Origin of the sequence: Streptomyces sp. NPDC048650 (assembly GCF_043199095.1) — a bacterium.
In the GTDB taxonomy this organism is placed as follows: Bacteria; Actinomycetota; Actinomycetes; order Streptomycetales; family Streptomycetaceae; genus Streptomyces.
The window spans coordinates 1-22,537 of the sequence record NZ_JBICVM010000025.1 but is presented as its reverse complement, the minus strand read 5'-3'; the positions used below and the strand labels follow the sequence as shown (position 1 = coordinate 22,537).

22 protein-coding genes are annotated in these 22,537 nt (G+C 70.8%); 7 read left to right on the top strand and 15 right to left on the bottom strand.

The genetic code is table 11. The features are described from left to right. Window positions 1–81: 81 nt before the first annotated feature. Window positions 82–1,641, bottom strand: a complete 1,560-nt coding sequence (locus tag ACGFML_RS37180; protein WP_393550222.1) for an NCS1 family nucleobase:cation symporter-1 — start codon at window positions 1,639–1,641, stop codon at window positions 82–84. Between the two features lie 125 nt (window positions 1,642–1,766). Next, a complete protein-coding gene (locus ACGFML_RS37175) occupies window positions 1,767–2,555 on the bottom strand; it encodes an aspartate/glutamate racemase family protein (protein ID WP_393550220.1) in 789 nt (262 codons plus the stop codon). Window positions 2,556–2,835: 280 nt separating this feature from the next. On the opposite strand from ACGFML_RS37175, the gene ACGFML_RS37170 reads away from it, so the two are divergent. Next, window positions 2,836–3,642, top strand: coding sequence for an IclR family transcriptional regulator (locus ACGFML_RS37170; RefSeq protein WP_393550218.1), 807 nt, complete (start codon window positions 2,836–2,838; stop codon window positions 3,640–3,642). A 127-nt stretch (window positions 3,643–3,769) separates the two neighbouring features. On the opposite strand, the gene ACGFML_RS37165 is transcribed toward ACGFML_RS37170, so the two are convergent. Then, window positions 3,770–4,072, bottom strand: coding sequence for a DUF5955 family protein (locus ACGFML_RS37165; RefSeq protein ID WP_393550217.1), 303 nt, complete (start codon window positions 4,070–4,072; stop codon window positions 3,770–3,772). A gap of 233 nt (window positions 4,073–4,305) precedes the next feature. After that, window positions 4,306–6,150, bottom strand: coding sequence for a serine/threonine-protein kinase (locus ACGFML_RS37160; protein WP_393550215.1), 1,845 nt, complete (start codon window positions 6,148–6,150; stop codon window positions 4,306–4,308). 325 nt (window positions 6,151–6,475) lie between these two features. Between ACGFML_RS37160 and ACGFML_RS37155 the strand changes: the two genes are divergently transcribed. The 3 genes from ACGFML_RS37155 to aceB all read left to right on the top strand — a co-directional run bounded on the left by ACGFML_RS37155 (window position 6,476) and on the right by aceB (window position 9,305). After that, window positions 6,476–6,700 carry a hypothetical protein gene (locus ACGFML_RS37155; RefSeq protein WP_393550213.1) on the top strand — a complete coding sequence of 75 codons (225 nt, stop codon included), beginning with the start codon at window positions 6,476–6,478 and terminating at the stop codon, window positions 6,698–6,700. A 45-nt stretch (window positions 6,701–6,745) separates the two neighbouring features. Beyond that, complete coding sequence (locus ACGFML_RS37150) at window positions 6,746–7,384, top strand: NTP transferase domain-containing protein (RefSeq protein ID WP_393550211.1); 639 nt, start codon at window positions 6,746–6,748, stop codon at window positions 7,382–7,384. Between the two features lie 292 nt (window positions 7,385–7,676). Then, window positions 7,677–9,305 (top strand): malate synthase A, encoded by a 1,629-nt coding sequence (gene aceB / locus ACGFML_RS37145; RefSeq protein ID WP_393550209.1) that lies wholly within the window; start codon window positions 7,677–7,679, stop codon window positions 9,303–9,305. Window positions 9,306–9,412: 107 nt separating this feature from the next. Here the strand turns inward: aceB and ACGFML_RS37140 are convergent, their stop codons facing one another. Further along, entirely contained in the window at window positions 9,413–10,234 is an 822-nt protein-coding gene (locus ACGFML_RS37140) for a YitT family protein (RefSeq protein WP_393550207.1), read from the bottom strand. Between the two features lie 58 nt (window positions 10,235–10,292). Here ACGFML_RS37140 and ACGFML_RS37135 point away from each other — a divergent pair, with 58 nt between their 5' ends. Beyond that, on the top strand, window positions 10,293–11,780 hold the full coding sequence (locus ACGFML_RS37135; RefSeq protein WP_393550206.1) for a PLP-dependent aminotransferase family protein: 1,488 nt from the start codon (window positions 10,293–10,295) through the stop codon (window positions 11,778–11,780). A gap of 199 nt (window positions 11,781–11,979) precedes the next feature. Here the strand turns inward: ACGFML_RS37135 and ACGFML_RS37130 are convergent, their stop codons facing one another. Continuing rightward, the gene (locus ACGFML_RS37130; protein WP_393550204.1) at window positions 11,980–13,107 is read right to left on the bottom strand and encodes an FAD-dependent monooxygenase; all 1,128 of its coding nucleotides are present in this window, start codon (window positions 13,105–13,107) and stop codon (window positions 11,980–11,982) included. 63 nt (window positions 13,108–13,170) lie between these two features. On the opposite strand from ACGFML_RS37130, the gene ACGFML_RS37125 reads away from it, so the two are divergent. Both ACGFML_RS37125 and ACGFML_RS37120 read left to right on the top strand, forming a co-directional pair. Then, entirely contained in the window at window positions 13,171–13,737 is a 567-nt protein-coding gene (locus ACGFML_RS37125) for a TetR/AcrR family transcriptional regulator (protein ID WP_393550202.1), read from the top strand. Between the two features lie 211 nt (window positions 13,738–13,948). After that, the gene (locus ACGFML_RS37120; protein WP_393550200.1) at window positions 13,949–14,830 is read left to right on the top strand and encodes a chitosanase; all 882 of its coding nucleotides are present in this window, start codon (window positions 13,949–13,951) and stop codon (window positions 14,828–14,830) included. Between the two features lie 123 nt (window positions 14,831–14,953). Here ACGFML_RS37120 and ACGFML_RS37115 read toward each other — a convergent pair whose 3' ends face one another. From ACGFML_RS37115 to ACGFML_RS37075, 9 genes are all read right to left on the bottom strand, one after another. After that, entirely contained in the window at window positions 14,954–16,447 is a 1,494-nt protein-coding gene (locus ACGFML_RS37115; RefSeq protein WP_393550198.1) for a nucleobase:cation symporter-2 family protein, read from the bottom strand. 299 nt (window positions 16,448–16,746) lie between these two features. After that, on the bottom strand, window positions 16,747–18,150 hold the full coding sequence (locus ACGFML_RS37110) for an 8-oxoguanine deaminase (protein ID WP_393550196.1): 1,404 nt from the start codon (window positions 18,148–18,150) through the stop codon (window positions 16,747–16,749). Between the two features lie 43 nt (window positions 18,151–18,193). After that, on the bottom strand, window positions 18,194–19,597 hold the full coding sequence (locus ACGFML_RS37105; protein WP_393550194.1) for a nucleobase:cation symporter-2 family protein: 1,404 nt from the start codon (window positions 19,595–19,597) through the stop codon (window positions 18,194–18,196). Between the two features lie 82 nt (window positions 19,598–19,679). Then, window positions 19,680–20,603 (bottom strand): factor-independent urate hydroxylase, encoded by a 924-nt coding sequence (gene pucL, locus ACGFML_RS37100; protein WP_393550192.1) that lies wholly within the window; start codon window positions 20,601–20,603, stop codon window positions 19,680–19,682. A gap of 7 nt (window positions 20,604–20,610) precedes the next feature. After that, complete coding sequence (gene uraH / locus ACGFML_RS37095; protein WP_393550190.1) at window positions 20,611–21,006, bottom strand: hydroxyisourate hydrolase; 396 nt, start codon at window positions 21,004–21,006, stop codon at window positions 20,611–20,613. Then, complete coding sequence (gene uraD / locus ACGFML_RS37090) at window positions 21,003–21,524, bottom strand: 2-oxo-4-hydroxy-4-carboxy-5-ureidoimidazoline decarboxylase (protein ID WP_393550189.1); 522 nt, start codon at window positions 21,522–21,524, stop codon at window positions 21,003–21,005. Before uraD ends, uraH begins: the two co-directional genes overlap by 4 nt. Before the next feature lie 164 nt (window positions 21,525–21,688). Further along, a complete protein-coding gene (locus ACGFML_RS37085) occupies window positions 21,689–22,069 on the bottom strand; it encodes a helix-turn-helix domain-containing protein (protein WP_393550187.1) in 381 nt (126 codons plus the stop codon). After that, window positions 22,066–22,335 (bottom strand): hypothetical protein, encoded by a 270-nt coding sequence (locus ACGFML_RS37080; protein WP_393550186.1) that lies wholly within the window; start codon window positions 22,333–22,335, stop codon window positions 22,066–22,068. The genes ACGFML_RS37085 and ACGFML_RS37080 overlap by 4 nt, the downstream gene beginning before the upstream one ends. Before the next feature lie 10 nt (window positions 22,336–22,345). Then, a partial coding sequence (locus ACGFML_RS37075) for a hypothetical protein (protein ID WP_393550184.1) occupies window positions 22,346–22,537 on the bottom strand: 192 nt, incomplete at its 5' end.

The following is a 22,537-nucleotide window of genomic DNA, read 5'->3' as shown; positions in this document are numbered from 1 at the left end:
GTCGGCCGGTTTCTCCACTCCGCGACGACATACGGAATTCAACAGTCTGTTGAATGAGTCTTCACTCCGGATCCCGGCCCGTCAAGACCCCTTCGCGGGCAGCGGTGCGACGACCACCCCGGCCCCCTCCGACGCCTCCGGCTGTTCCACGGCACCCGCCCTGACCTGCGACGCGATAATCTCCTGCGGGATGGGCCCGGCACCCGCCCCGACCCGTCCACGGCGCGAGACCGCGGCGTAGAGCGCCCCGGAGACCCCCATGCCGAAGATCCAGGAGAACGGCGCCAGCGCCCCGAAGAGCGGAATCAGGGCGAGCGCGGCGGAGACCGCCGCGGCCGGCAGAAAGGCGATCACGGCCTTCGGGTTGTAGCCGCGGCGGTAGAAGTACGCGCCCTGCTCGTCGGCCGAGAACAGCGCGTCGACGTCGATCCGGCCGCGGCGTATCAGGAAGTAGTCGACGAGCAGGATGGCCACCAGCGGGCCGAGGAAGGCGCCCAGCGCCCCCAGGAAGTACTGGATCACCAGCGCCGAGGAATACAGCTTCCAGGGCAGGACGAGCACGGCCAGCACCGCCGTGATCATGCCGCCGCGCCGGAAGTTCAGATACTTCGGGGCGAGGTTGGCGAAGTCGTAGGCGGGCGAGACGAAGTTGGCGACGACGTTGATGCCGATGGTGGCCACGACGAAGGCCAGCGCGCCGATGACCGTCACCACCGGGTTGTCGATCTTCTGGATCACCTTCACCGGATCGTAGATCGCTTCACCGAAGACGGAGATGGTGCCCGCGGTGACCAGGACGGCGACCACCGCGAAGGCCGTGAAGTTCACCGGCAGGCCGATCAGGTTGCCGCGGCGGTAGGAGCGGTGGTCGGGCGTGAACCTGGCGAAGTCGGCGTAGTTGAGGACCAGCGTCAGAAAGGTGGCCACCGTCAGACTGACCGCGATCAGGCTCTGCTCGACCTGGGCGCCGCTGTCGAGCCCGGTCAGGCTGCGGGTCAGTGAGATGTCGCCGTCCGCCCTGACGACCAGGTAGACGGCGAGCGCCAGCACCACCAGCCAGACCACCGGCCCGGTCGCGAAGTCCTGGACCTTGCGGATGAACTCCATTCCGCGCGTCAGCAGCGCGGCCTGCAGGCCCCACATCACCATGAAGGCGACCCAGCCCAGGGTGGACAGGCCCAGGACCGAGTTGTGGTGGTAGGCGTCGAGCCCCGGCGCGAGCTGGAGCGTCAGCAGGACCACGGCCGTCGAGGCGAGCCAGGTCTGGATGCCGTACCACGCCACCGCCATCACCGCGCGCAGCAGCGCCGGGATGTTGGCCCCGTAGACGCCCCAGCTGGCGCGGGCGAGTACCGGGTAGGGGACGCCGGTCCGGTGCCCCGCGTGCCCCATGCGGTTCATCAGCCAGTAGACGATCGAGATGCCGACCAGCAGCGCGAGGAACACCTCCCAGGCCGGCAGACCGAGCACGAACAGGCTGGCGGCGAAGGCGTAGTTGCTGATCGCGTGGGTGTCGGACATCCACAGCGCGAAGATGCTGTACGTGCCCCACTTGCGCTCGGGGGCGGGCGCGAGGTCCTCGTTGAAGAGGCGGGCGTCGGGTGGTGCGGGGCGCTGTGTGTGCTGCGGGGACGTCGGCATGTGTCCTCCCGGGCAGGTGAGGTGGAGCTCAGGGACCGGTTGTCAGGTGTCGGATCCGGTGGCGTGGTCGTGTGGGGTGGACCGATCGCGGCGCTCGTGGGTGGACCACGGTCGCGGGGCAGTTGTCAGATGTCTGATGTCTGTGCCGAAAAGTCGACGCCCCGTGGGGAGTCCTGGAAACGCTCCGGGGACAGATGGGTGCTCAGCGGCCAGGAGCCGATGACCTTCGGGCGGGGCGGCGCGAAGCTGCGTGCCGTACTGGTCGTCAGCCCGAGGCCGACGACCGCCTCGGCGAACTTCACCGCGGCGGCGACCCCGTCCACGACGGGCACGCCCAGCGCGTCGGCGACCCTCTCCTGCAGGCCGGCCATCCCGCCGCAGCCCAGGCAGATCACCTCGGCACCGTCCCGGACCGCTCCGCGGGCGGTCTCGATGATCACTTCGACGGTCCGCTCCGGGTTCGCCTCCAGCTCCAGGACGCCGAGGCCGGTGCCGCGGACGGCGGCGCAGCGCTGCAGCAGCCCGGCGGTCAGCAGCCGGTCCTGGATCTGGGGTACGGCGCGGTCGAGGGTGGTGACGATGCCGTAGGCGTGGCCGAGCATCATGGCCATCTGGGCGGCGCTCTCGGTGATGTCCAGGACGGGGACGTCCAGCAGCTCCTGGGCACCCTCCCGGCCCGGTTCGCCGAAACCGGCCATCACCAGGGCGTCGAAGGACGTGTCGAGGGTGGTGAGCCGGTCCAGGACGGCCGCGGCGCTGAGGTAGCCCTCGAAGTGGCCCTCGATCGACTCCGGGCCCCACAGGGGTTCGGTGGCGATGATCGAGGTCCCGGGAGCCGCGACGGCGGTGGCGGTGGCGCGGATCGATGCGGTCATGGAAGCCGTGGTGTTCGGGTTCATGACGAGAATGCGCATGACGCTCCAGCAATTTGGAGGATTCCACAGAATGGACAGTAGGTTTCGCGCAGCAGAACGTAGCTATGGCCACTGGCACCGTCAAGAGATGGCGACTAGAGAACGCACCCTTCTCACGCCTTGGGACGCCCAACACGCTGACCGGCGCGAACGAGTGTGCGAGAGACCGTGTGTCGACGGAAGGGGACCGGTAGGCTGCTCCGATCGGGCCCGGCGCCCGAAAGCCTCAGGGCACGCACTTTGCCGAGACCGATCTGACCCGCCCCGAAAGGAACGCGACGTGCCGCCGTCCAGCGCCAGCACCTCCGCCGCCGAAGCCAAACCCCAAGGCGCCAGCGGCGGCGTCCAGTCCCTCGAGCGCGCCTTCGACCTGCTCGAGCGGATGGCCGACGCCGGCGGCGAGGTCGGTCTCAGCGAACTCTCCGGCAGCAGCGGCCTGCCGCTCCCCACCATCCACCGCCTGATGCGCACGCTCGTGGCCTGCGGCTACGTCCGACAGCAGCCCAACCGCCGGTACGCCCTCGGCCCGCGGCTGATCCGGCTGGGCGAGAGCGCGTCGCGGCTGCTGGGCACCTGGGCACGGCCCTATCTGGCCCGCCTGGTCGAGGAGACCGGCGAGACTGCCAACATGGCGCTGCTCGACGGCGACGAGATCGTGTACGTCGCCCAGGTACCCTCCCGGCACGCGGTCCGCATGTTCACCGAGGTCGGCCGCCGGGTGCTGCCGCACTCCACGGGCGTCGGCAAGGCGCTGCTGGCCAACCACCCGCCGGAGGAGGTCCGCGCGCTGCTCGGCCGTACGGGCATGCCCGCCGCGACCGAGAAGACGATCACCGACCCGGACACCTTCCTCGACGCCCTCGCGGACGTCCGCCGGCTCGGCTTCGCGGTGGACGACAACGAGCAGGAGATCGGCGTCCGCTGCTTCGCGGTGCCGGTGCCCAACTCCCCCACGTCGGCGGCGATCTCCATCTCGGGCCCGACGGGCCGGGTGACGGAGGCGTCGACGGACAAGATCGTGCCGGTGCTCCAGGAGGTCGCGGCGCAGCTGTCGGTGGCGCTGGCCAACCAGTCGCCGACGCAGTAGGGACCGGCCGGGCCGGGCGCGCGAGCCCCGGCCCACGCCCGTCCGCGCTGCCGTGCACCTGCAGCCTTCCGCTCTCCCGCGGGACCGCGGCGTCACCCGCCACTCGCCGCCCGTCACCCGCCGCCCGTCACCCGTCGCGTGGCAGTTCCCCGAATCCGTCGATTCCCTCGCGGACCTCGGCCAGTGCCGGCGACAGCGCACTCACCGAACCGACCGCCCCCGCGATCAGCAGTAACGAACGCCGCAGCCGGGGCACTTCGGGCGGCCCGTGGCGCACCATCGCCTCCAGCGCGGCCAGCTCTTCGTCCGCGGCCGCGCGGTCCGGCAACTCACCTGGCAGAAACGCCAGTTGACGCCGCAGTCGGGCCACCGCCACCCGCAACTCCCGGACCCGGGCCGCGTCCCCTCCGCCGGCCGTGCGCCCGGTCATGCGCCTGCGCTCCGCTGTCTCCACCTGGGCCTGTTCCACAACGGCTGCGGCCTCCATGGTCGTTGTCCGCTGCACAATGCGGGACAGTAAACGCCACGCTGGGGTGACCGCGCCATACGGAGAGCGAAACCGATCATCGGGTGGGCCGCCCCGGTGGAGGCGGACCGCGGCGGCCCGCCTCCTCCCGGCCCGGGCCCGGAAGCCGCATCACGCCACGGCGCCGGGCCTCCCGCTCACTGCTGGTCCTCGGACTCCACCGCATTGCGCCACACCCGCACCGCAACGGTCACATAGCTGCTCACGTCCGACTCGGGCGCCATGCCCTTGAAGGTGATCAGCGCGACCGTGCCGTAGTTGGTGGTCAGGCACATCTGTGCACCCTTGGTCAGCTTCTTGATGCTGATGCTCGTGGCGAACCGGGTCTCCGTACGGCAGGTGGCCAGCGTGGCCTCCTCGCCGGAGTTGAGCAGGACCAGCTTGCCGGTCTCGGTGTCGACCGTGCTGTCCGTGTAGTCGTTGTGCGAGAAGGAGAAGTCCCCGTCCGCATCGCTGTCCTCGCTCTTGGGCGCGACCGGCTCGTCGTCCATGGACAGGTGGTAGTCGTCGGGCAGATCGATCTTCGCGTAGTCGATGGGCTTGGGATCCTTCACCACCGTTCCGGAGCCGTCGCCGCCGTCCGCACCGGGGCTCGGCGACGCATCGCCCGGCTTGCCGGACTCGTCGCCCTCACTGCCCGCCGGCTTCTTCTGCTGGGTGCCGCCCTTGCTCTCGGCCCGGTCCTGCGTCGCCTTGCCGTCGTCCTTCATGAGGTAGTAGACGGCGGTGCCGCCCGCGCCCGCGAAGACCAGCATGCCCGCCAGCGCCAGGGCCGTGACCAGCCCCTTGCGCTTCTTCTTCGGGGGCTGCGCGGGTGGCGAGCCCGCCACGGTGGCGGTCGGGCCGGTGCCGGCCGGGCCGCCGCCGATCTGGGTGAGGGGTGCGGTGAAGTGGGCGGTCGGCGCGTACGCCGCGGCGCCGGGGCCGGGCGGCGGCGTCTGCGGCTGATGCGGCACGGGCGCCACCGGCTGGGCAAGCGGGTACGCAGGGGCCTGCGGGACGGCCGCCGCGGGCACGGTCGGCTGCGTGGTGGGCGCCTCCACCGGGGGCGGCGGGGTCGGCGTCGGCGCGGGGGCCGCCGTACGCGTGGTGATGTCGGCGGCGACCGCGGTGGGCAGCCAGTCCTCCGGGCGGCGCAGCTGGGTCTGACCGGAGGCCGCGCCGCACAGGGCGATCACCTCGGCGACGGACGGGCGCCGTTCGGGTTCCTTGGCCAGGCAGCGGGTGACCAACTCGCTCAGCTCGTCGGGGAGTCCGGTCAGATCCGGCTCCTCGTGGACGATGCGGTAGAGCACACCGTGCGAAGTGCCCTCGCCGAACGCCGGGGAACCGATGGTCGCGTAGGCCGCCACCTGGCCGAGCGCGAAGACGTCGGTGGCGGGGGTGATGGTGCTGCCCGCGGCCTGTTCGGGCGCCATGAAGGTGGGGGTGCCGACCGTGACACCGCTGCTGGTCAGGGAGGTGGCGTCGGCGGCGCGCGCGATACCGAAGTCGATGACGCGCGGGCCGTCCGCGGCGAGCAGGACGTTGGACGGCTTCAGGTCCCGGTGGACGATGCCCGCGCCATGGATGACCTGCAGCGCTTCGGCGATCCCGGCGACCAGCAACAGCACGGTGGAGACCGGGAGTTTGCCGTGTTCGGCGACGGCCGCGGACAGCGAGGGGCCCGGCACGTACGCCGTCGCGAGCCACGGGTTGGCGGCCTCCGCGTCACTGTCGATGACCGGGGCGGTGAACAGCCCCTGGACGCGCTGCGCGGACTGCACCTCCTGCTTGAAGCGGCGGCGGAATTCGGCGTCCTCGCTGAACTCGGGCCGGATCACCTTGATGGCGACCGGCCGCCCGCCGGGCGTGTACGAGAGATAGACCTTGCCCATGCCGCCGGACCCGAGCTTCGCCGTGAGCCGGTAGCCCGCTATCGCCCGCGGGTCGTCGCCCTCCAACGGCTGGAAGATCCCGGACGATCCCACTCTGTTCACCACTAGGTCCCCCGACTCAGAAAACGGGCCCGCCGTATCGGCACGGCGGCCACAATGCCCGCAACGGAGCAGAACTTTATCCGGCCGATCGCCGTGCCGCGCCATCCGTCCCACCACCGCGGCCGCCATGTCCGAACCGCCGGATTCGCGACCGGCCCGGCGAGCGGAGCAAGCGTCTACCCGCCAACTTCCTGATCATGCATCGGATATGCGTTCGCCACGCCACCCGTTGGCGTGGGCGTAGGGCATCCGATGCGTACAGCGGGACGCGATGGAGCACTCTCACGTTCAGGGAAATTTCCGGCATATCACTGGATCGGAGACTGTCTTGGACCCCAACACCGGCCCCGAATCCGGCCCGAACCCGCACCCCGTCAGCGTCGTACAACTGATCTGCCGGGCGTACGGCCTCTCCGACGCGTCGGAGATCACGGTGGAACACATACACCGCTATGTCACCGAGCACCGACTCGCGGACCAGCGCACGCATCGACTCCGGGACCGCCTGCGGCCGAGAATCCCGCGGCAGCGGGCGTCCGGCGATGCGGCGTGACCCAGCGCACCGCATCGGCGGGCCGCCATGAGGTAAGCACTCCCCATGGCATCGACCTCTCGAACGACAGCATCGAACCGGACGCCGCAGCCGCCACCGGGACGGGTGGCCGGACTCCTCCTCGCCGCGGGCGGCGGGCGGCGACTGGGCGGGCGACCCAAGGCGTTGCTCGACCACCGGGGCCGCCCCCTGGTCGAGCATGCCGCACGGGTGCTGCGGGACGGCGGCTGCGACCCGGTGCACATCGTGCTGGGCGCGGCCTCCGGCGCCGTGCGCGAGCGGGCCGACCTCGCCGCGTACTCCGTTTCGGAGAATCCCAACTGGGCTCAGGGCATGGGCTCTTCACTGCGGGTGGGCCTGGCCGCACTGGCCGGCTCGGGCTCGGACGCGGTCGTGGTCTCCCTGGTGGACCAGCCGGGCATCGGCGCCGCCGCGGTGGCACGGGTGGCCGCCGCCTATGAGGACCGCGCCTCCCTGGCATCGGCGGCGTACGGGGGCCGGCGCGGCCATCCGGTGCTGTTCGGCGCCGACCGGTGGGCGGACGTCGCGGCGGGCGCGCAGGGCGATCAGGGTGCGCGCGACTATCTCCGGCGACACGCCGATGTGATCAACCTCATCGAGTGCTCGGACGTGGCCGAGGCGTACGACATCGACACCCCCGAGGATCTGTACCGGCTGAAGTGACCGGACAGGGGCCCGACCTGGGGCGCGGCCGGAAGTCGCCCCTCACCCCGGGCGGTGATGGAGAGTGACGACAGTGGCACTCGGCGCCATTTGATCTTCATTTCTGTCGACTCAGAGAATCTCGACATCAACAAACCATTGAAGTTCCGCGATAAGGAAACTACTCTCCACTGGTCAGAAGCGCCCTGAACCCAGACGGCGCCCGCGACCGTATCTCGGAGCCCGCGGCACCCCGTGCCGCCCAGGCGCCCCGGCGGCCGCCAGGCACCGCCGCTGAATGGAGTGACAGCTCATGTCCGCACCAGCGCCGTCCCCGCTGGCCATCGTCGAAGTCGACCCCGCCCACACCCCTGCACGGCAGGGCGAGGTCCTCACCGACGCCGCACTCGCCTTCGTCGCCGAGCTCCACCGGCGGTTCACCCCGCGCCGCGACGAGCTCCTCGCCCGCCGCGCCGAGCGCCGCGCCGAGATCGCCCGTACCAGCACCCTGGACTTCCTCCCGGAGACCGCGCACATCCGGGCGGACGACAGCTGGCGGGTCGCCGAGGCACCGGCCGCGCTCAATGACCGCCGGGTGGAGATCACCGGTCCCACCGACCGCAAGATGACGATCAACGCGCTCAACTCCGGCGCCCGCGTCTGGCTCGCCGACTTCGAGGACGCCTCCGCTCCCACCTGGGAGAACGTCGTCACCGGTCAGCTCAACCTGATCGACGCCTACGAGCGCCGGATCGACTTCACGGACCAGAAGTCGGGCAAGTCCTACGCGCTCAAGCCCGCCCAGGAGCTCGCGACCGTCGTGATGCGCCCGCGCGGCTGGCACCTCCAGGAGCGCCACCTGCGGTTCGAGGGGACGCCCGTGCCCGGCGCCCTGGTCGACTTCGGCCTGTACTTCTTCCACAACGCCCAGCGCCTCCTGGACCTCGGCAAGGGCCCGTACTTCTACCTCCCGAAGACCGAGTCGCACCTCGAGGCCCGCCTCTGGAACGACATCTTCGTCTTCGCCCAGGAGTACCTCGGGATCCCCCAGGGCACCATTCGCGCCACCGTCCTCATCGAGACGATCACGGCCGCGTACGAGATGGAGGAGATCCTCTACGAGCTGCGCGATCACGCCTCGGGCCTGAACGCCGGCCGCTGGGACTACCTCTTCTCCATCGTCAAGAACTTCCGTGACGGCGGCGCCAAGTTCGTCCTGCCGGACCGCAACGCGGTGACGATGACCGCCCCGTTCATGCGGGCGTACACCGAACTCCTCGTCCGCACCTGCCACAAGCGCGGCGCCCACGCCGTCGGTGGCATGGCCGCCTTCATCCCCAACCGCCGCGACCCCGAGGCGAACGAGCAGGCCCTCGCCAAGGTCAAGAACGACAAGGACCGCGAGGCCGGCGACGGCTTCGACGGCTCCTGGGTCGCCCACCCCGACCTGGTCCCGGTCGCCCGCGCCTCCTTCGACGCGGTGCTGGGCGACAAGCCCCACCAGAAGGACCGACTGCGCGAGGACGTCTCGGTCGCCGCCGCGGACCTCATCGCCATCGACTCCCTCGACGCCAAGCCCACCTACCAGGGCCTGGTCGACGCCGTTCAGGTCGGCACCCGCTACATCGAGGCATGGCTGCGCGGTCTGGGCGCGGTCGCCATCTTCGGTCTGATGGAGGACGCCGCCACCGCCGAGATCTCGCGCTCGCAGATCTGGCAGTGGGTCGACGCCGGAGTCGAGTTCGAGAACGGCGAGAAGGCGACGGTCGACCTCGTGCGCAAGATCGCCACCGCGGAACTGGCCGCCATCCGCACGGAGATCGGCGAGGAAGCCTTCGCCTCCGGCGCCTGGCAGCAGGCCCACGACCTGCTGCTCCAGGTCTCCCTGGACGCGAACTACGCGGACTTCCTCACCCTCCCCGCGTACGAACTGCTGGGCTGACCCCGCCCGCCCGACGGCTCACCCCCGAAGGGCCGCACGCCCGAAGGGCCCGTACCCGCCGCCGCACTGCGGCGGGTACGGGCCCTTCGCCATGTGCCGTGCGGGAGTCACCCACCGCTGGGGCCCGCCGGATCCTGTGCGGAGGACCGGGTCGCGGTGCACCCGGGTGCACACCGGCCGGCGTCGCTCCGGTAGGCGAACGGACGCAGGAGGAACTGGGTGACCGGGCCGACCGCGAGGGCGTACACCACGGTGCCGACGCCCACCCGCCCGCCGAGCAGCCAGCCCACAACGAGCACGGCGATCTCGACCAGGGTGCGGACGAGCCGCAGGGAACGCCCGGTGACGGAGGCCGCGCCGGTCATCAGCCCGTCCCGGGGGCCGGGCCCGAAGCGCGCGCCGACGTAGACGGCGACGGACAGACCGTTGAGGAGCACGCCGCCGACGAGCAGGAGGGCCCGGGCCGGGAGCCCGAGGTGCTGGGGGATGAGCCGGAGGCCGAGATCGGACGAGCACGCCAGGACGACGACGTTGGCGAAGGTGCCGAACGTCGGTCGCTGCTCGAGGGGAATCCACAGCAGGAGCACGAGCACACCGAGGGCGGCGGTGATCGTGCCGAAGCTCAGGGAGATGTGCCGCGCCAGCCCCTCGTACAGCACGCTCCAGGGGTTGGCACCGAGCGAGGACCGGACCAGGACCGAGAGGCTGAATCCGTACAGGGCAAGGCCGGCGAACAGTTGGGGAAGGCGCCTGAGCGGGCGCTCACGGAGGGGGACGTAGGTGAGCGGCGGCAGGCGCGGGCGCGTCCCGGGTGGCCGGGGTCCCGCGGCCCGGCTCCGAGGGCGTCGCCGGTGTACGCGCTCGCCGCGGTCCGTGGCCTCGTGCTCCATGACCGTCGCCTCCGGTGCGCTCGTCCGCCTCAACATCATGGTGGCGAGTCTGTACAGTCATTGGCCCAGATGGCACAGCCAATTCGGGGAGAATGGTATGGCCGAGGTGCATCCGCTCCCGCCCATGGACAGAGCGGGCCACGCGGGGCGGACGCTGGGGGGCCGTCAGCTCGCCGCCCTGCTGCCCGACCCGGTGGGCGTGAAGCCCGTCTACCGCCACCTCGCCCGGGCGATCGGCGAGCTGATCCTGGACGGACGGATCGCGTTGCACGTCAGGCTCCCTGCCGAGCGCGAGCTGGCCGGCGCCCTGAACGTCAGCAGGGCCACCGTCACCGCCGTGTACGACCTGCTGCGCGAGAGCGGTCATGCACACAGCCGTCAGGGATCCGGCACCTGGACGGCCCTGCCCAAAGGCCGCACCCCGCACGGCGTCACCCGGCTGCTCGGGCGCCAGGACACCGCCATCGACCTGGCGAGGGCCGCCCCCGGACTGCCGGAACAGACCCTCGTCGACGCCCTCTTCCAGATCGCCCCGCAGCTCGCCGAGCACGCGCACACACCCGGCTACCACCCGTACGGCCTGCCGGAACTGCGCGCCGCCATCGCCGAGCGATTCACCCGGCGGGGTCTGGTGACCGTGCCCGAACAGATCCTCGTGACCTCCGGCGCCCAGCACGCGCTCACGCTGGTCATGGGCCTGCTGTGCCGCCCCGGCGACCGTGTCGTGGTCGAGAACCCGTCCTACCCGAACGCACTGGAAGCGATGCGCCGGAGCCGGCTGCGCACCGTATCGGTCCCGGTGACCGACACCGGCTGGGACGGCGAGATCGTCGCATCGACCCTGCGTCAGGTGGTGCCTCAATTGGCCTACCTGATACCCGACTTCCACAACCCGACCGGTTGTCTCATGCCGGACGAGGAGCGTGTCCGCATCCTCCGCACCGCGCAGCGCTCCGGCACCTGGCTACTCGTCGACGAGACCCTCGCCGAACTCGCCCTCGACGTTCCCGCCCCGCCGCCCTTCGCCTCGCACGCCACGCCCGCCGGGGCCGGCCAGGTCATCACGATCGGTTCGATGAGCAAGACCCACTGGGCCGGCCTGCGCATCGGCTGGCTGCGCGCCCCCTCGCGGCTGGTGACCGAACTCGCCGGCCAGCGCGTCGTCACCGACATGGGCGGCTCGGTACTGGACCAGCTCCTCGCCCTCACTCTGCTGGCACGGGCCGAGGAGCTGCTGCCGCCCCGCCTGGAACAGCTGCGCCGACAGCGCGCCGCACTGGTCGCCGCCCTGGCCGAGCACACCCCGCAATGGACCTGGCAACTGCCGCCCGGCGGGCTGTCCCTCTGGGTCGACCTGGGCGAACCGATCGCCTGGACACTGGCCGAGCGGGCGCTGGACCACGGGGTGCGGATCGAAGGCGGCGCCGCCTTCGCCACCGACCCCGGCATCTTCGAACAGCGCCTACGCATCCCGTACACCACGCCGCCGGACACCCTGCGCGAGGCGGTGCACCGCATGGCCACCGCACTCGCCGACGGTCTCCCCCGCACACCGGCGGCGCGCGGGCCGCACTGGATCGCCTGATGCCCCGGGGCGATCACGGAACGGACGAATCAGGCTGGTGAAGCGGCTGCACCCGCCGACCCGATCCGGCCGGCGGGGCCCTGCCGGTCGACCTCCACGACACCCTCGTCGCCCGCATCGCCGAGGCCGAGCACCAAGGGAGGCCGATGAAGAGCCCGTCCTCGCCGCTGAGACCGGCGACGGGAGGGGCCGGGCGGCTTCAGTCGGGCGGGCCGCCGAGGGTGAGTGCGGCGCGCAGGACGGCGTTCCGCGCGCTGGTACAGCGGCGCACCCGGGCCATCCGGCTCATGGCGCGTGCGGTGCGGGCCAGCCGCCGGGTGGGCGGCCGTCGCCGGGCGTCGTAGGCGCGCAAGGCGGTCGGCACATCGGGGGCGGCGCGTAGCGCGGACGCCAACTCCACGGCGTCCACCAGCGCTTCGCAGGCGCCGCGGCCCAGGTCCGGGGTCATGGCATGGGCGGCGTCGCCGATCAGGACCGTGCGGCCGGCGAAGTGGCGCGGCAGCGGCGGGTCGAGCCGGCAGAGGTCGTGCCGCAGCACCTCGCCCTCCTCCAGGCGGTCGAGGATGTCGCGTACGGCAGCGTGCCAGTGGCCGAACCGGGCGCGCAGGGCGGCGATCTCCCCCTCGGGCGAGTGGGATCCTGCGGGCTCGGGGGCCGCCGCGAACCAGTTGGTCCGGCCGCCCTCCTGCGGCGTGATCCCGAAGCGCCGCCCCTCCCCCCAGGTCTCGGTGACCATCCCGGTGTCGCCGTCGACGGTGCCCCGCCAGCCGGTGGTACCCGCGTAGACCGCGCGGTACGCCGGGCCGAACAGGGCCTCCCGCACCCGGCTGTCGGCGCCGTCGGCAGCGACGACCAGGTCGTATGCGCGCTCCAGCGCGGGGAGCCGAGCGCCGTCGACCGGCGCGCCGAAGCGGACCGTGCCGGGCCCGGCGGCGTCGTGCAGCAGGCCCAGGAGGGCGGGGCGGGAGAGCAGGTGGACGGTGTCGCCGGTGCGGCGCGCCAGGCCCGCGATGTCGAGGGTGGCGATCCGGCGGCCGTCGGGGCGCAGGAAGGCGCCGCCGGTCTGCGGCCGCCCCAGGTTCCGTACGGCGCCGCCGATGCCGAGCTGGTCCAGTGCGCGCAGGGCGGCGGGCCACAGACCGAGGGCGGTGCCGGTGGAGGGGACGGCACCGGCGCGTTCGCGGACCTCGACGCGCCAGCCGTCGCGACGCAGGGCGATGGCGGCGGCGAGCCCGCCGATGCCGCCGCCGACGACGAGCGCGCGGGGCCGGGGGCCAGGTGCGGACCACCCATGCGGCGAGGGCTGTGCGAGCGCGGGAGGCGTCATGCCAGCACGGTACTATGTTTGTAGTAAATCGGCACTATGAACGTAGTAAAAGGAGCGGGTGACGTGGCACGACGGCGGGAGCAGGTACTGGACGCGGCGATCGGGGTCCTGGGTGCCGAGGGCTCACGGCGCCTGACCTATCAGGCCGTGGACTCCGCGGCGGGCGTCCCCACGGGCACCACGTCGAACTACTTCCGCAACCGCACCGCCCTGATCGACGGCATCGTCGACCACCTCCAGGCCCTGGAGCGCCGCGAATGGGAGTCCTTCGCGGCCGGCACCGACCCCGCCGACCCCGGAGAACTGGCCGAGGCCATGGCCGCCTTCGCCCGGCACGCCACCGGGCCGGGGCGGGCGCGTACGGCCGCCCGCTTCGCGCTCTTCCTGGAGTCGTCGGCCCGTCCCGAACTGCGCGCCCCGCTGACACGCGGGCGGCAGGCGGTCCTCGCCTGGAGCGCGGAGTGGGTGGGCCGCTTCGGCTCCCCCGCCCCGGAGCGGCACGGGCGGATCCTGCTCGACCACCTCGACGGCGTGGTACTGCATCAACTCGCCTTTCCCGCAGAGGACTTCGACCCGACAGCGGACATCCGGGACCTGCTGGGGGGACTGCTGGGCCGCCCCGGCCACTGACGGACGGGAGCCGGCACGGCCACGCCGGGACCAACCCCCGTACCGCGGCGGGCTGTTGGCGGTGCGTGACGGGTTCACACCGTGTGGCATGACGGGTTCACGCCGCGGTGCGTGACGGGTTCACGCCACACGCCAAGTCTGGTAGGAAAGCTTCCTAACGATTGGGGACCCCCCACGGCCCCCCACGGTTCACTCCGGACTGGAGGACTCCATGCGCACCCGATCGACAGACAGCCGGGCACCGGGCAGCGGTCTGCCCAAGACCGCCGTCCGCGTCGCCCTCGGCCTCGCCCTGCTCGCCATACCCGCCACCGCCGTCGCGACCACGGCCGCCCCGGCCGGACACCCCGCCCCGGCCGCCGCGCCGCAGGCCCCGCGGGCCGCGACCGGCCTCGACGACCCGGCGAAGAAGGAGATCGCCATGCAGCTGGTCTCCAGCGCGGAGAACTCCTCGCTGGACTGGAAGGCGCAGTACAAGTACATCGAGGACATCGGCGACGGCCGCGGCTACACCGGCGGCATCATCGGCTTCTGCTCCGGCACGCACGACATGCTGGAGCTGGTGGAGCTCTACACCCGGCGCAAGCCGGACAACGTCCTGGCCGCCTACCTGCCCGCGCTGCGCAAGGTGGACGGCAGCGACTCGCACGAGGGGCTGGACCCCGGCTTCCCCCAGGACTGGAAGAAGGCAGCGGCCGACCCCGAGTTCCGGAAGGCGCAGAACGACGAGCGCGACCGGGTGTACTTCGACCCGGCGGTCGAGCAGGGCAAGGCCGACGGCATCGGTGTGCTCGGGCAGTTCGCGTACTACGACGCGATCGTGATGCACGGCGACGGCGACGACGCCACCAGCTTCTCCGGCATCCGCAAGCGCGCGCTGGACAAGGCGAAGCCGCCGGCCCAGGGCGGCGACGAGACGGCCTATCTGAACGCCTTCCTCGACGCCCGGGTCTGGGCGATGAAGCAGGAGGAGGCCCACAGCGACACCAGCCGGGTGGACACCGCACAGCGGGTGTTCCTCAAGAAGGGCAACCTGGACCTGCACACGCCGCTGGACTGGAAGGTCTACGGGGACAGCTTCCACATCGGCTGAGCGGCCCCGGACCCCGGCGTACGGCCCGCACGCACCGACGGCCCGTACGGGAGCAGTCGTCGCCGCTCCCCTACGGGCCGTCGTCGGCATCCGGGGCTGTGCGGGGTAATCCGCCTTCCATGGTCAGTGCGCGGGGGCCGACGCCGGGTCGTCCGACTCCCGGTCCCGGTGATCGGGCTGTTGCGGGATGCTCATGGGCGCGCCGTCACCGGCCTCCGCCCCCTCGACCGGAGTCGCCGTATCCGCCCCATCCGCCGTATCCGCCGGATCCGCCGTGTCCGCGCCCTTGCCGAAGTGGTTGAAGGCGAGGTTGAGGACGATGGCCACCAGGCACCCTGTGCTGATGCCGGAGTCCAGGACGACCAGCAGGTCCTTGGGCAGGCTGTGGTAAAAGTCCGGCGCCGCGATCGGGATCAGGCCGATGCCGACGGCGGCCGCGACGATCAGGGAGTTCTCGCCCTTCTCCATCGCGGCGGAGGCCAGCGTCTGGATGCCGCTGGCGGCCACCGAACCGAACAGCACGATGCCCGCGCCACCCAGGACGGGCAGCGGGACCAGCGAGATCACCGAGGCGGCCACCGGGGACAGCCCCAGCACGATCAGGATGAGGCCGCTGGTGGCCACCACGAACCGGCTGCGCACCTTGGTCATCGCGACCAGGCCGATGTTCTGGGCGAAGGCGCTGTTGGCGAAGCCGTTGAACAGCGGGCTGACGGCGGTGCCGAGCGTGTCGGCACGCAGGCCGCCCTCGATGGTGCGCTCGTCCGCCGGGCGACCGACGATCTTGCCGAGGGCGAGCATGTCGGCCGTCGACTCGGTCATGCACACCAGCATCACGATGCACATCGAGACGATCGCGGCGACGTCGAACTGCGGGGCGCCGAAGTGGAACGGCGTCGGGAAGCCGACGACGTCCGCCCGGGTGAGGGCGGAGAAGTCGGTGATGCCGACCGGGATCGCGATCAGGGTGCCGGCGACCAGGCCGAGCAGGATCGCGATCTGCTGGAGGAAGCCGCGCAGCACCTTGCGCAGCACCAGCACGATCACGAACGTCAGCGCAGCCATGCCGATGTTCGTGAGGGAACCGTAGTCGGGCGCCCGGTCGTTGCCGCCCTGGGACCAGTTGAAGGCCACGGGGAGGAGGGAGATGCCTATCAGCGTGATGACGGTGCCGGTGACAACCGGCGGGAAGAAGCGTACGAGCTTGGAGAAATAGGGGGCCAGCGCGAAGCCGAGCACACCGGCGACGATCACCGCACCGAAGATGATCGGCAGGGCGTTCTCGGGGCTCTGGGCCTTGCCGATGGCGACCATCGGCGTGACACCGGCGAACGAGACGCCGTTGACGAAGGGGAGCTTGGCGCCGACCTTCCAGAATCCGAGGGTCTGCAAGAGCGTCGCGATGCCCGCCGTGAAGAGGCTCGCGCCCATCAGGAAGGCGGTCTCGGTGGGACTCAGCCCGCAGGCCGGCCCCACGATCATCGGCGGGGCCACCACACCCGCGTACATCGCGGCCACGTGCTGCAGGCCGCTGGTGAACATCTTGAAGGGCGGGAGGGTTTGATCGACCGGATGCTTCCGGTCCTCCTCCGACTTCTGCCCGGTAACTGCGGCCACTGCGGGCCTCCTGTCGATTTCTGCATCGCCGGCGGCCGGCGAGGCGAGGCTGTCACGGAGGGCGTGCCATGTGGTGCGGTGGTGCGGAGAAGTCGCTGGTGAGCGTGGTGTGGTGGAGCCGCGCTTGTGGCGCTGGGACGGCGCGGGGGCGTGGGGCCGGACCGCGAGGTGCCCGGGCCCGGGGGTACGAGAAGATCTCGCACCCCCGGGGTCCGGCGCTTGTGGATCCCGCTCGGATCCACAAGCTCAGCCGGGAGCCGTCCCTCCCGACCGAGTCTTGTGCTGTGTACCCGAGGAGATCAGCCCTCGGCGGAGATGCGGGCCAGACGCTGGGCCTCGGCACGGGCGGTGCGTGCCACGGCCTCCTCGTCGACACCCGTGAGGTGGTTGTCCTCGACGACCGGCTTGCCGTTGACCAGCGACAGCGTGACCGGGGCGGCCGCGCCGAAGACCAGGGCGGTGACCGGGTCCGCGATCGAGGAGTGACCCAGGCCGTCGAGCTTCCACAGCACCAGGTCGGCGAGCTTGCCGGCCTCCAGGGAGCCGATCTCGCTCGTGCGGCCCAGGACCTGCGCGCCGCCGAAGGTGCCCAGTCGCAGCGCCTTGCGGGCGTTGAGCGCGGCCTCCCGGTGGGCGCCGAGTCGGTTGATCAGCAGCGCGTTGCGCAGTTCGGTGTGCAGCTCGCCGGACTCGTTGGAGGCGGTGCCGTCGACGCCGAGGCCGACCGGTACGCCGGCCGCGAGCATGTCGGGGACACGCGCGATACCGGCGGCGAGACGGGCGTTGGAGGAGGGGCAGTGCGCGACGCCGGTGCCGGTGCGGGCGAAGGCGGCGATGTCGGAGTCGTTCATGTGGACGCAGTGCGCCATCCACACGTCGTCACCGAGCCAGCCGGTCGACTCGAAGTAGTCGGTCGGGCCCATGCCGAAGAGTTCGTGGCAGAACTTCTCCTCCTCGACGGTCTCCGAACCGTGGGTGTGCATCCGCACGCCCTTGCGGCGGGCCAACTTGGCGCCCTCCCGCAGGAGTTCGGTGGAGATGGAGAACGGCGAGCAGGGCGCGGCGGCGATGTGCACCATCGAGCCGAAGGAGGCGTCGTGGTGCTTGTCGATGGCGTCCTCGGTGCCCAGGAGGGCGCCCTCGGTGGTCTCGACGGCGAAGTCCGGGGGCAGCCCGCCGTCCTTCTGGCTGCGGTCCATGGAGCCGCGGGCCAGGGTGATCCGGGCGCCGATCTCGGCGGCCGCGGCCAGCTCGGCGCTCACGAGGTCGCCGGAGCCCTGGGGGAAGACGTAGTGGTGGTCGGAGGCGGTGGTGACGCCGCCCTTGACCATCATGCCGAGCGAGCCCTGGGTGGCGGCGGCGAGCATGGGGGCGTCGATGCGGGCCCAGGTCGGGTAGAGCGCGACCAGCCAGTTGAAGAGGTTGTGGTCGGTGGCCAGACCCCGGGTGATCCACTGGTAGAAGTGGTGATGGGTGTTGATCAGGCCGGGGGTGACCAGGTGTCCCGTGCCGTCGACCCGGCGGACGACGTTCTCCAGCCCCTCGGGGGCCTTGCCCGCGCCCAACGACTCGATGACGTTGTCCGCGACGACCACATGGCCGGTGGCGTACTCGGTGTCGTGGGCGTCAACGGTCGCGATGGCGCAGTTCTCGATGACGATGCGCTGCTTCACCGCGCTGTCAGGGGATGCCGATGCAGCCATGGTGCTCCTACTTTCGATACTGGGCTTTGGGCACGGCATGGCCCTACGGGATTTGAGTGCCGGAGCCGGGCGAGGCGGCTGACAGTACCGCTGCCCGTGTGCTGCTCCGGGTGCCGAGATGGTGGAAGAACAGGTTGAGCAGGACCGCGACCAGGGCTCCGGCGCTGATTCCGGAGCCGAGTACGGTCTGCGCCCAGGCGGGGAAGTCCGCGTAGAAGGTCGGCGCGGCGAGCGGGATGATGCCTGCGCCGAGCGACACCGCCACCAGGATGATGTTGGAGCTGTCGTCGAGTCCGGCCTCGGAGAGGGTGCGGATACCGCTGACCGCGATCGAACCGAACAGGACGATACCCGCACCGCCGAGCACCGGCATCGGCACCAGGGAGACCACAGCGCCCAGGACGGGGAAGGCACCGAGGACCAGGAGGACCGCGCCGGCCAACGCGACGACGTAGCGACTGCGGACGCGGGTCAGCGACACGACGCCGACGTTCTGCGCGAAGGCGCTGGTCGGGAAGCCGCCGAAGACCGGGCCGAGCAGGGTGGCGATGCCGTCGGTGCGCAGTCCGCGGGTGAGGGTGGTGCCGGTGGTCCGGCGGTCGCAGATCTCGCCGAGGGCCAGCATGCCGGCGGCCGACTCCGTCATCAGCACCAGCATCACGATGCACAGCGAGAGGATCGCGGCGGGCTGGAACTCGGGGGCGCCGAAGGCGAACGGGGTGGGCAGGGCGGCGACCGGGGCCGAGCGCAGCCCCTCGAAGCTCGCCATCCCGAAGGGGATCGCGACGAGGGTGCCGACGACCAGCCCGATCAGCAGCGCGATCTGCTTGACGAAGCCCTGGGTGAAGCGCTGGATGAGCAGGATCACCACGAGGGTGACACCGGCGAGGGCGAGGTTCTTCATGTCGCCGAAGTCGGCGGCGTGTTCGTCGCCGCCCTGGGCCCAGCCGACCGGTACGGGCATCAGGGTGACCCCGATGAGGGTGATCACCACGCCGGTGACCAACGGTGGGAAGAAGCGCAGCAGTTTCCCGAAGAACGGGCCGATCGCGAGGCAGAAGACGCCGGCGACCATGACTGCCCCGTAGATCGCGGGGAGTTGGTGGCCCTTGGCGGTGGTCTCGGCGATGGCGAGCATCGGGGTGATACCGGCGGAGCTGGCGGCGTTGACGAAGGGGAGGCGGTTGCCGACGAACTTCCGTACGCCGAGCGTCTGCAGCAGGGTGGCGAGTCCGGCGATGAGCAGGCTCGCGGCGATCAGCCGGGTGCGGCCGGCGGTGTCCAGGCCGACGGCCTGGCCGATGATGAGCGGAGGGGTGACGACGCCGGCGTACATGGCAGCGATGTGCTGGAGTGCGGCAGGGACGAGCCGCTTCGGCGCCGGCTTCTCGTCCACCGGGTGAACCGGTGGGACGGGGTGGTGCGGGGCTTGCTCTTGCTGTGCCATGGGTCGTTCCCCTCGGAATTCGCGGCCCCTCCCCGCTGCGGGGTGGGGAGGGGCGGCGAGGCACGGCGTTGCGTCGGAGCCGTTAGAGGTTCGTCAGATCCATCGGGATCAGGGCTTCGACACCGTCGCGCAGAACAGTGGCTTCGATCAGGCCGTACGGGCGGTCCGCCGCGTAGTAGACCTCGTTGTCGTTCTTCAGCCCGAACGGCTCCAGATCCACCAGGAAGTGGTGCTTGTTCGGCAGCGAGAAGCGGATCTCGTCGACCTCGGAACGGTTGTTGATGATGCGCGAACCCATTTGGTACAGGGTCTGCTGGAGGGAGAGGCTGTACGTCTCCGCGAAGGCCTGCAGCATGTGCTTCTTGACCTGCTCGTACGAACGCTCCCAGTTGGGCATCCGCTGCTCGTCGTCGGTCCAGTTGAACCGCCAGCGGCTGGCCACCTGCGTGGCGAGGATGCGGTCGTACGCCTCCTTCAGGGTCGTGTACTGGTCCTTGATGTACCCCCAGAACTCCGAGTTGGTGGAGTTCATGACGACCAGGTCCTTCAGGCCGGAGATGACCTGCCACTGCTCACCGTCGTAGGTGATCTCGGTCAGCCGGGTCTCCTGTCCCTTGCGGACGAAGGAGTGCTTGACGTCGTCCGAGCCGATGAACTTGGAGTTGGCGTCGGCGGTGGCTATCCGCTCCCAGGAGTACTCCTCGATACGGATCCGGGCGCGCTTGATCGGCTCCTGGCTGGTGACGAAGTGCCGGGCCAGGTGGATGCCGAACTGCTCGGCCGACTCGATGCCGTATTCCTTGGCGAAGGCGTACACGGTGTTCTTCGTCGTGTCCGTCGGCAGGCAGTTGGCGTTGGAGCCGGAGAGGTGGACCTCTTCCAGGTCGCCGGAGAGTGCGACGGAGACGTTCAGGTCCTTGATGTGGTGCGTGTCGCCGTCGCGGGTGATCTTGACGACGCGGTTTTCCGCTTTGCCGTACTGGTTCTGGCCGAGAATCGTGGGCATGTCGGTGCTAGCTCCCTCGGTATACGGAGTAGCCGAACGGGTTGAGCAGCAGCGGTACGTGGTAGTGCTCGCCCGGCTTGACGGCAAAGGTGATTGCCACCTCCGGGAAGAAGGCTCCGCTGTCCCTTACGCGGGGGGCGTCCTGCTGTTCCTCGGCTTGCTGATGGGTGAAGTAGTCCTCGACGGCGAAGTCGAGGCGGACGTGCGTGGTGCCCTCCGGCAGCGCCGGCAGGTCCTTGCAGCGCCCGTCGGCGTCGGTCTTGGACGCCCCGTGGGCGATCCAGGCACCGTCGCTTCCGGAACGCACCGCGAGCGTGAGGGCGACGCCCTCGGCGGGGCGGCCCACGCTGGTGTCCAGGATGTGCGTGGACACCGACGTCGGTGCAGCCGTCTCGCTGCTCATGCTGCGTCTCCTTCTGCGGTTTCGGTCAGGCGGGTCAGGCGAATCCGGTTGATCTTGCCGAGCTCTCCTCGAACGATCTCCCGTTCCTGTTCCGGCGTGTTGTCGATCCGGTTACGGACCGCATCGCGCATCTGCTCCCCGGTACGGCCGGAGGCGCAGATCAGGAAGACGTGCCCGAACTTCTCCTGGTAGGAGAGGTTCAGCTCGAGCATCTCCGTCTTCAGCTCGTCGGAAGCGCCTGCCATGCCGCTCTGCTCGCGGTTCGAGGTCGCGTCGCCCGGCTTGGGCCGGCCGATCGGCGGGTGCCCGGCCATCGCCTCGGCCAGGTCCGCCGCGGTCAGCTCGGCCGTGGCGGCGTCGCTGGCGGCGAACAGGGCATCGGGGGTGGTGTACGGGCGCTGGGCGAGAATCTTGCTTCCCCACGCCCGGCTGGCACACACCTCGTGCAGCTCGGCCGCGGCCGTACTGTCGTCGGCGGCGTTGAGCCGGGAAAGACCTGGGGTCGAACTCGAAGACACGGGAAGCCTCCGTGGCCTGGTGCTGGACAGCTCTGCTTGGCTGGAAACAGCTAAGACCCCCGGCAACATCACGTCAACACTTTGTTGAAAACTCGGCAACACAAAAGCCGCCGTCCGGTGCTTCCGGACGGCGGCTCGGGTGTTCGGGGCGGGGCCGGTTCGCCTCAGTCGGCACCCTTCGCGGCGTTCTCCCGGTTCAGGTAGTTGTAGACGGTGAAGCGGGAGACCCCGAGGGCGCCCGCGACGGTCTCCACCCCGTGCCGCACGGAGAAGGCGCCGCGCGACTCCAGGATCCGTACGACCGACTGCTTGGTCTTGCGGTCCAGGTCCGCCAGCGGCATGCCGTGCCGGCGCTGCAGCTCGGCGAGGATGTGGTCGAGCGATTCCGACAGATGCGGGAGCCGTACGGCCACCCGGTCCCGCCCCTCCCAGGCCAGGACGACGTCGTCGCCCTGGGCCTGGTCCGGCGCGACCATCTGTCCGCCCATCGCGTCCACCAGCGGTTTGACCGCCTGGACGAACGGGTGGTCGGCGGGCTCGGTCACGTCGCGTCCCCCTTGTCCGGCTCGGTGTCCGCGATCACATTGACCTGCAGGGACACCCGGGTGGCACCCGCCCCCAGCGACTCGCGCAGCAGGGCGTCGACCGCGCCGAGCACCCGCTCGGCGTCGCCCTCGGCCGTATTGCCGAAAGGCCCGACATCCACTGCGTCCAGCCCGGCGCCGGTGACGATGTCCCGCGCCACCACCGCATGGGCCGGCGCCTCGTCCAGGTCGAACGGCTCCGTCGTGAACTCCACTCTCAATCGCACGCGGTTCAACCTACGCGCGCATCGCCCCGGCCACCAGAAATTGCCCACGACCCCCCTTGACAGCATCCGAACCCGGCAGGCAATGTTCCGTTAAGCAGAAAAGAAGTTCCGCTATTCGGAAGGGGCGCCGACCTTCATGGGTTTCACGGACACGCGCTTCAACGTCAATCTGTCGATTCTGTTCACCGAGCTTCCGTTGTTG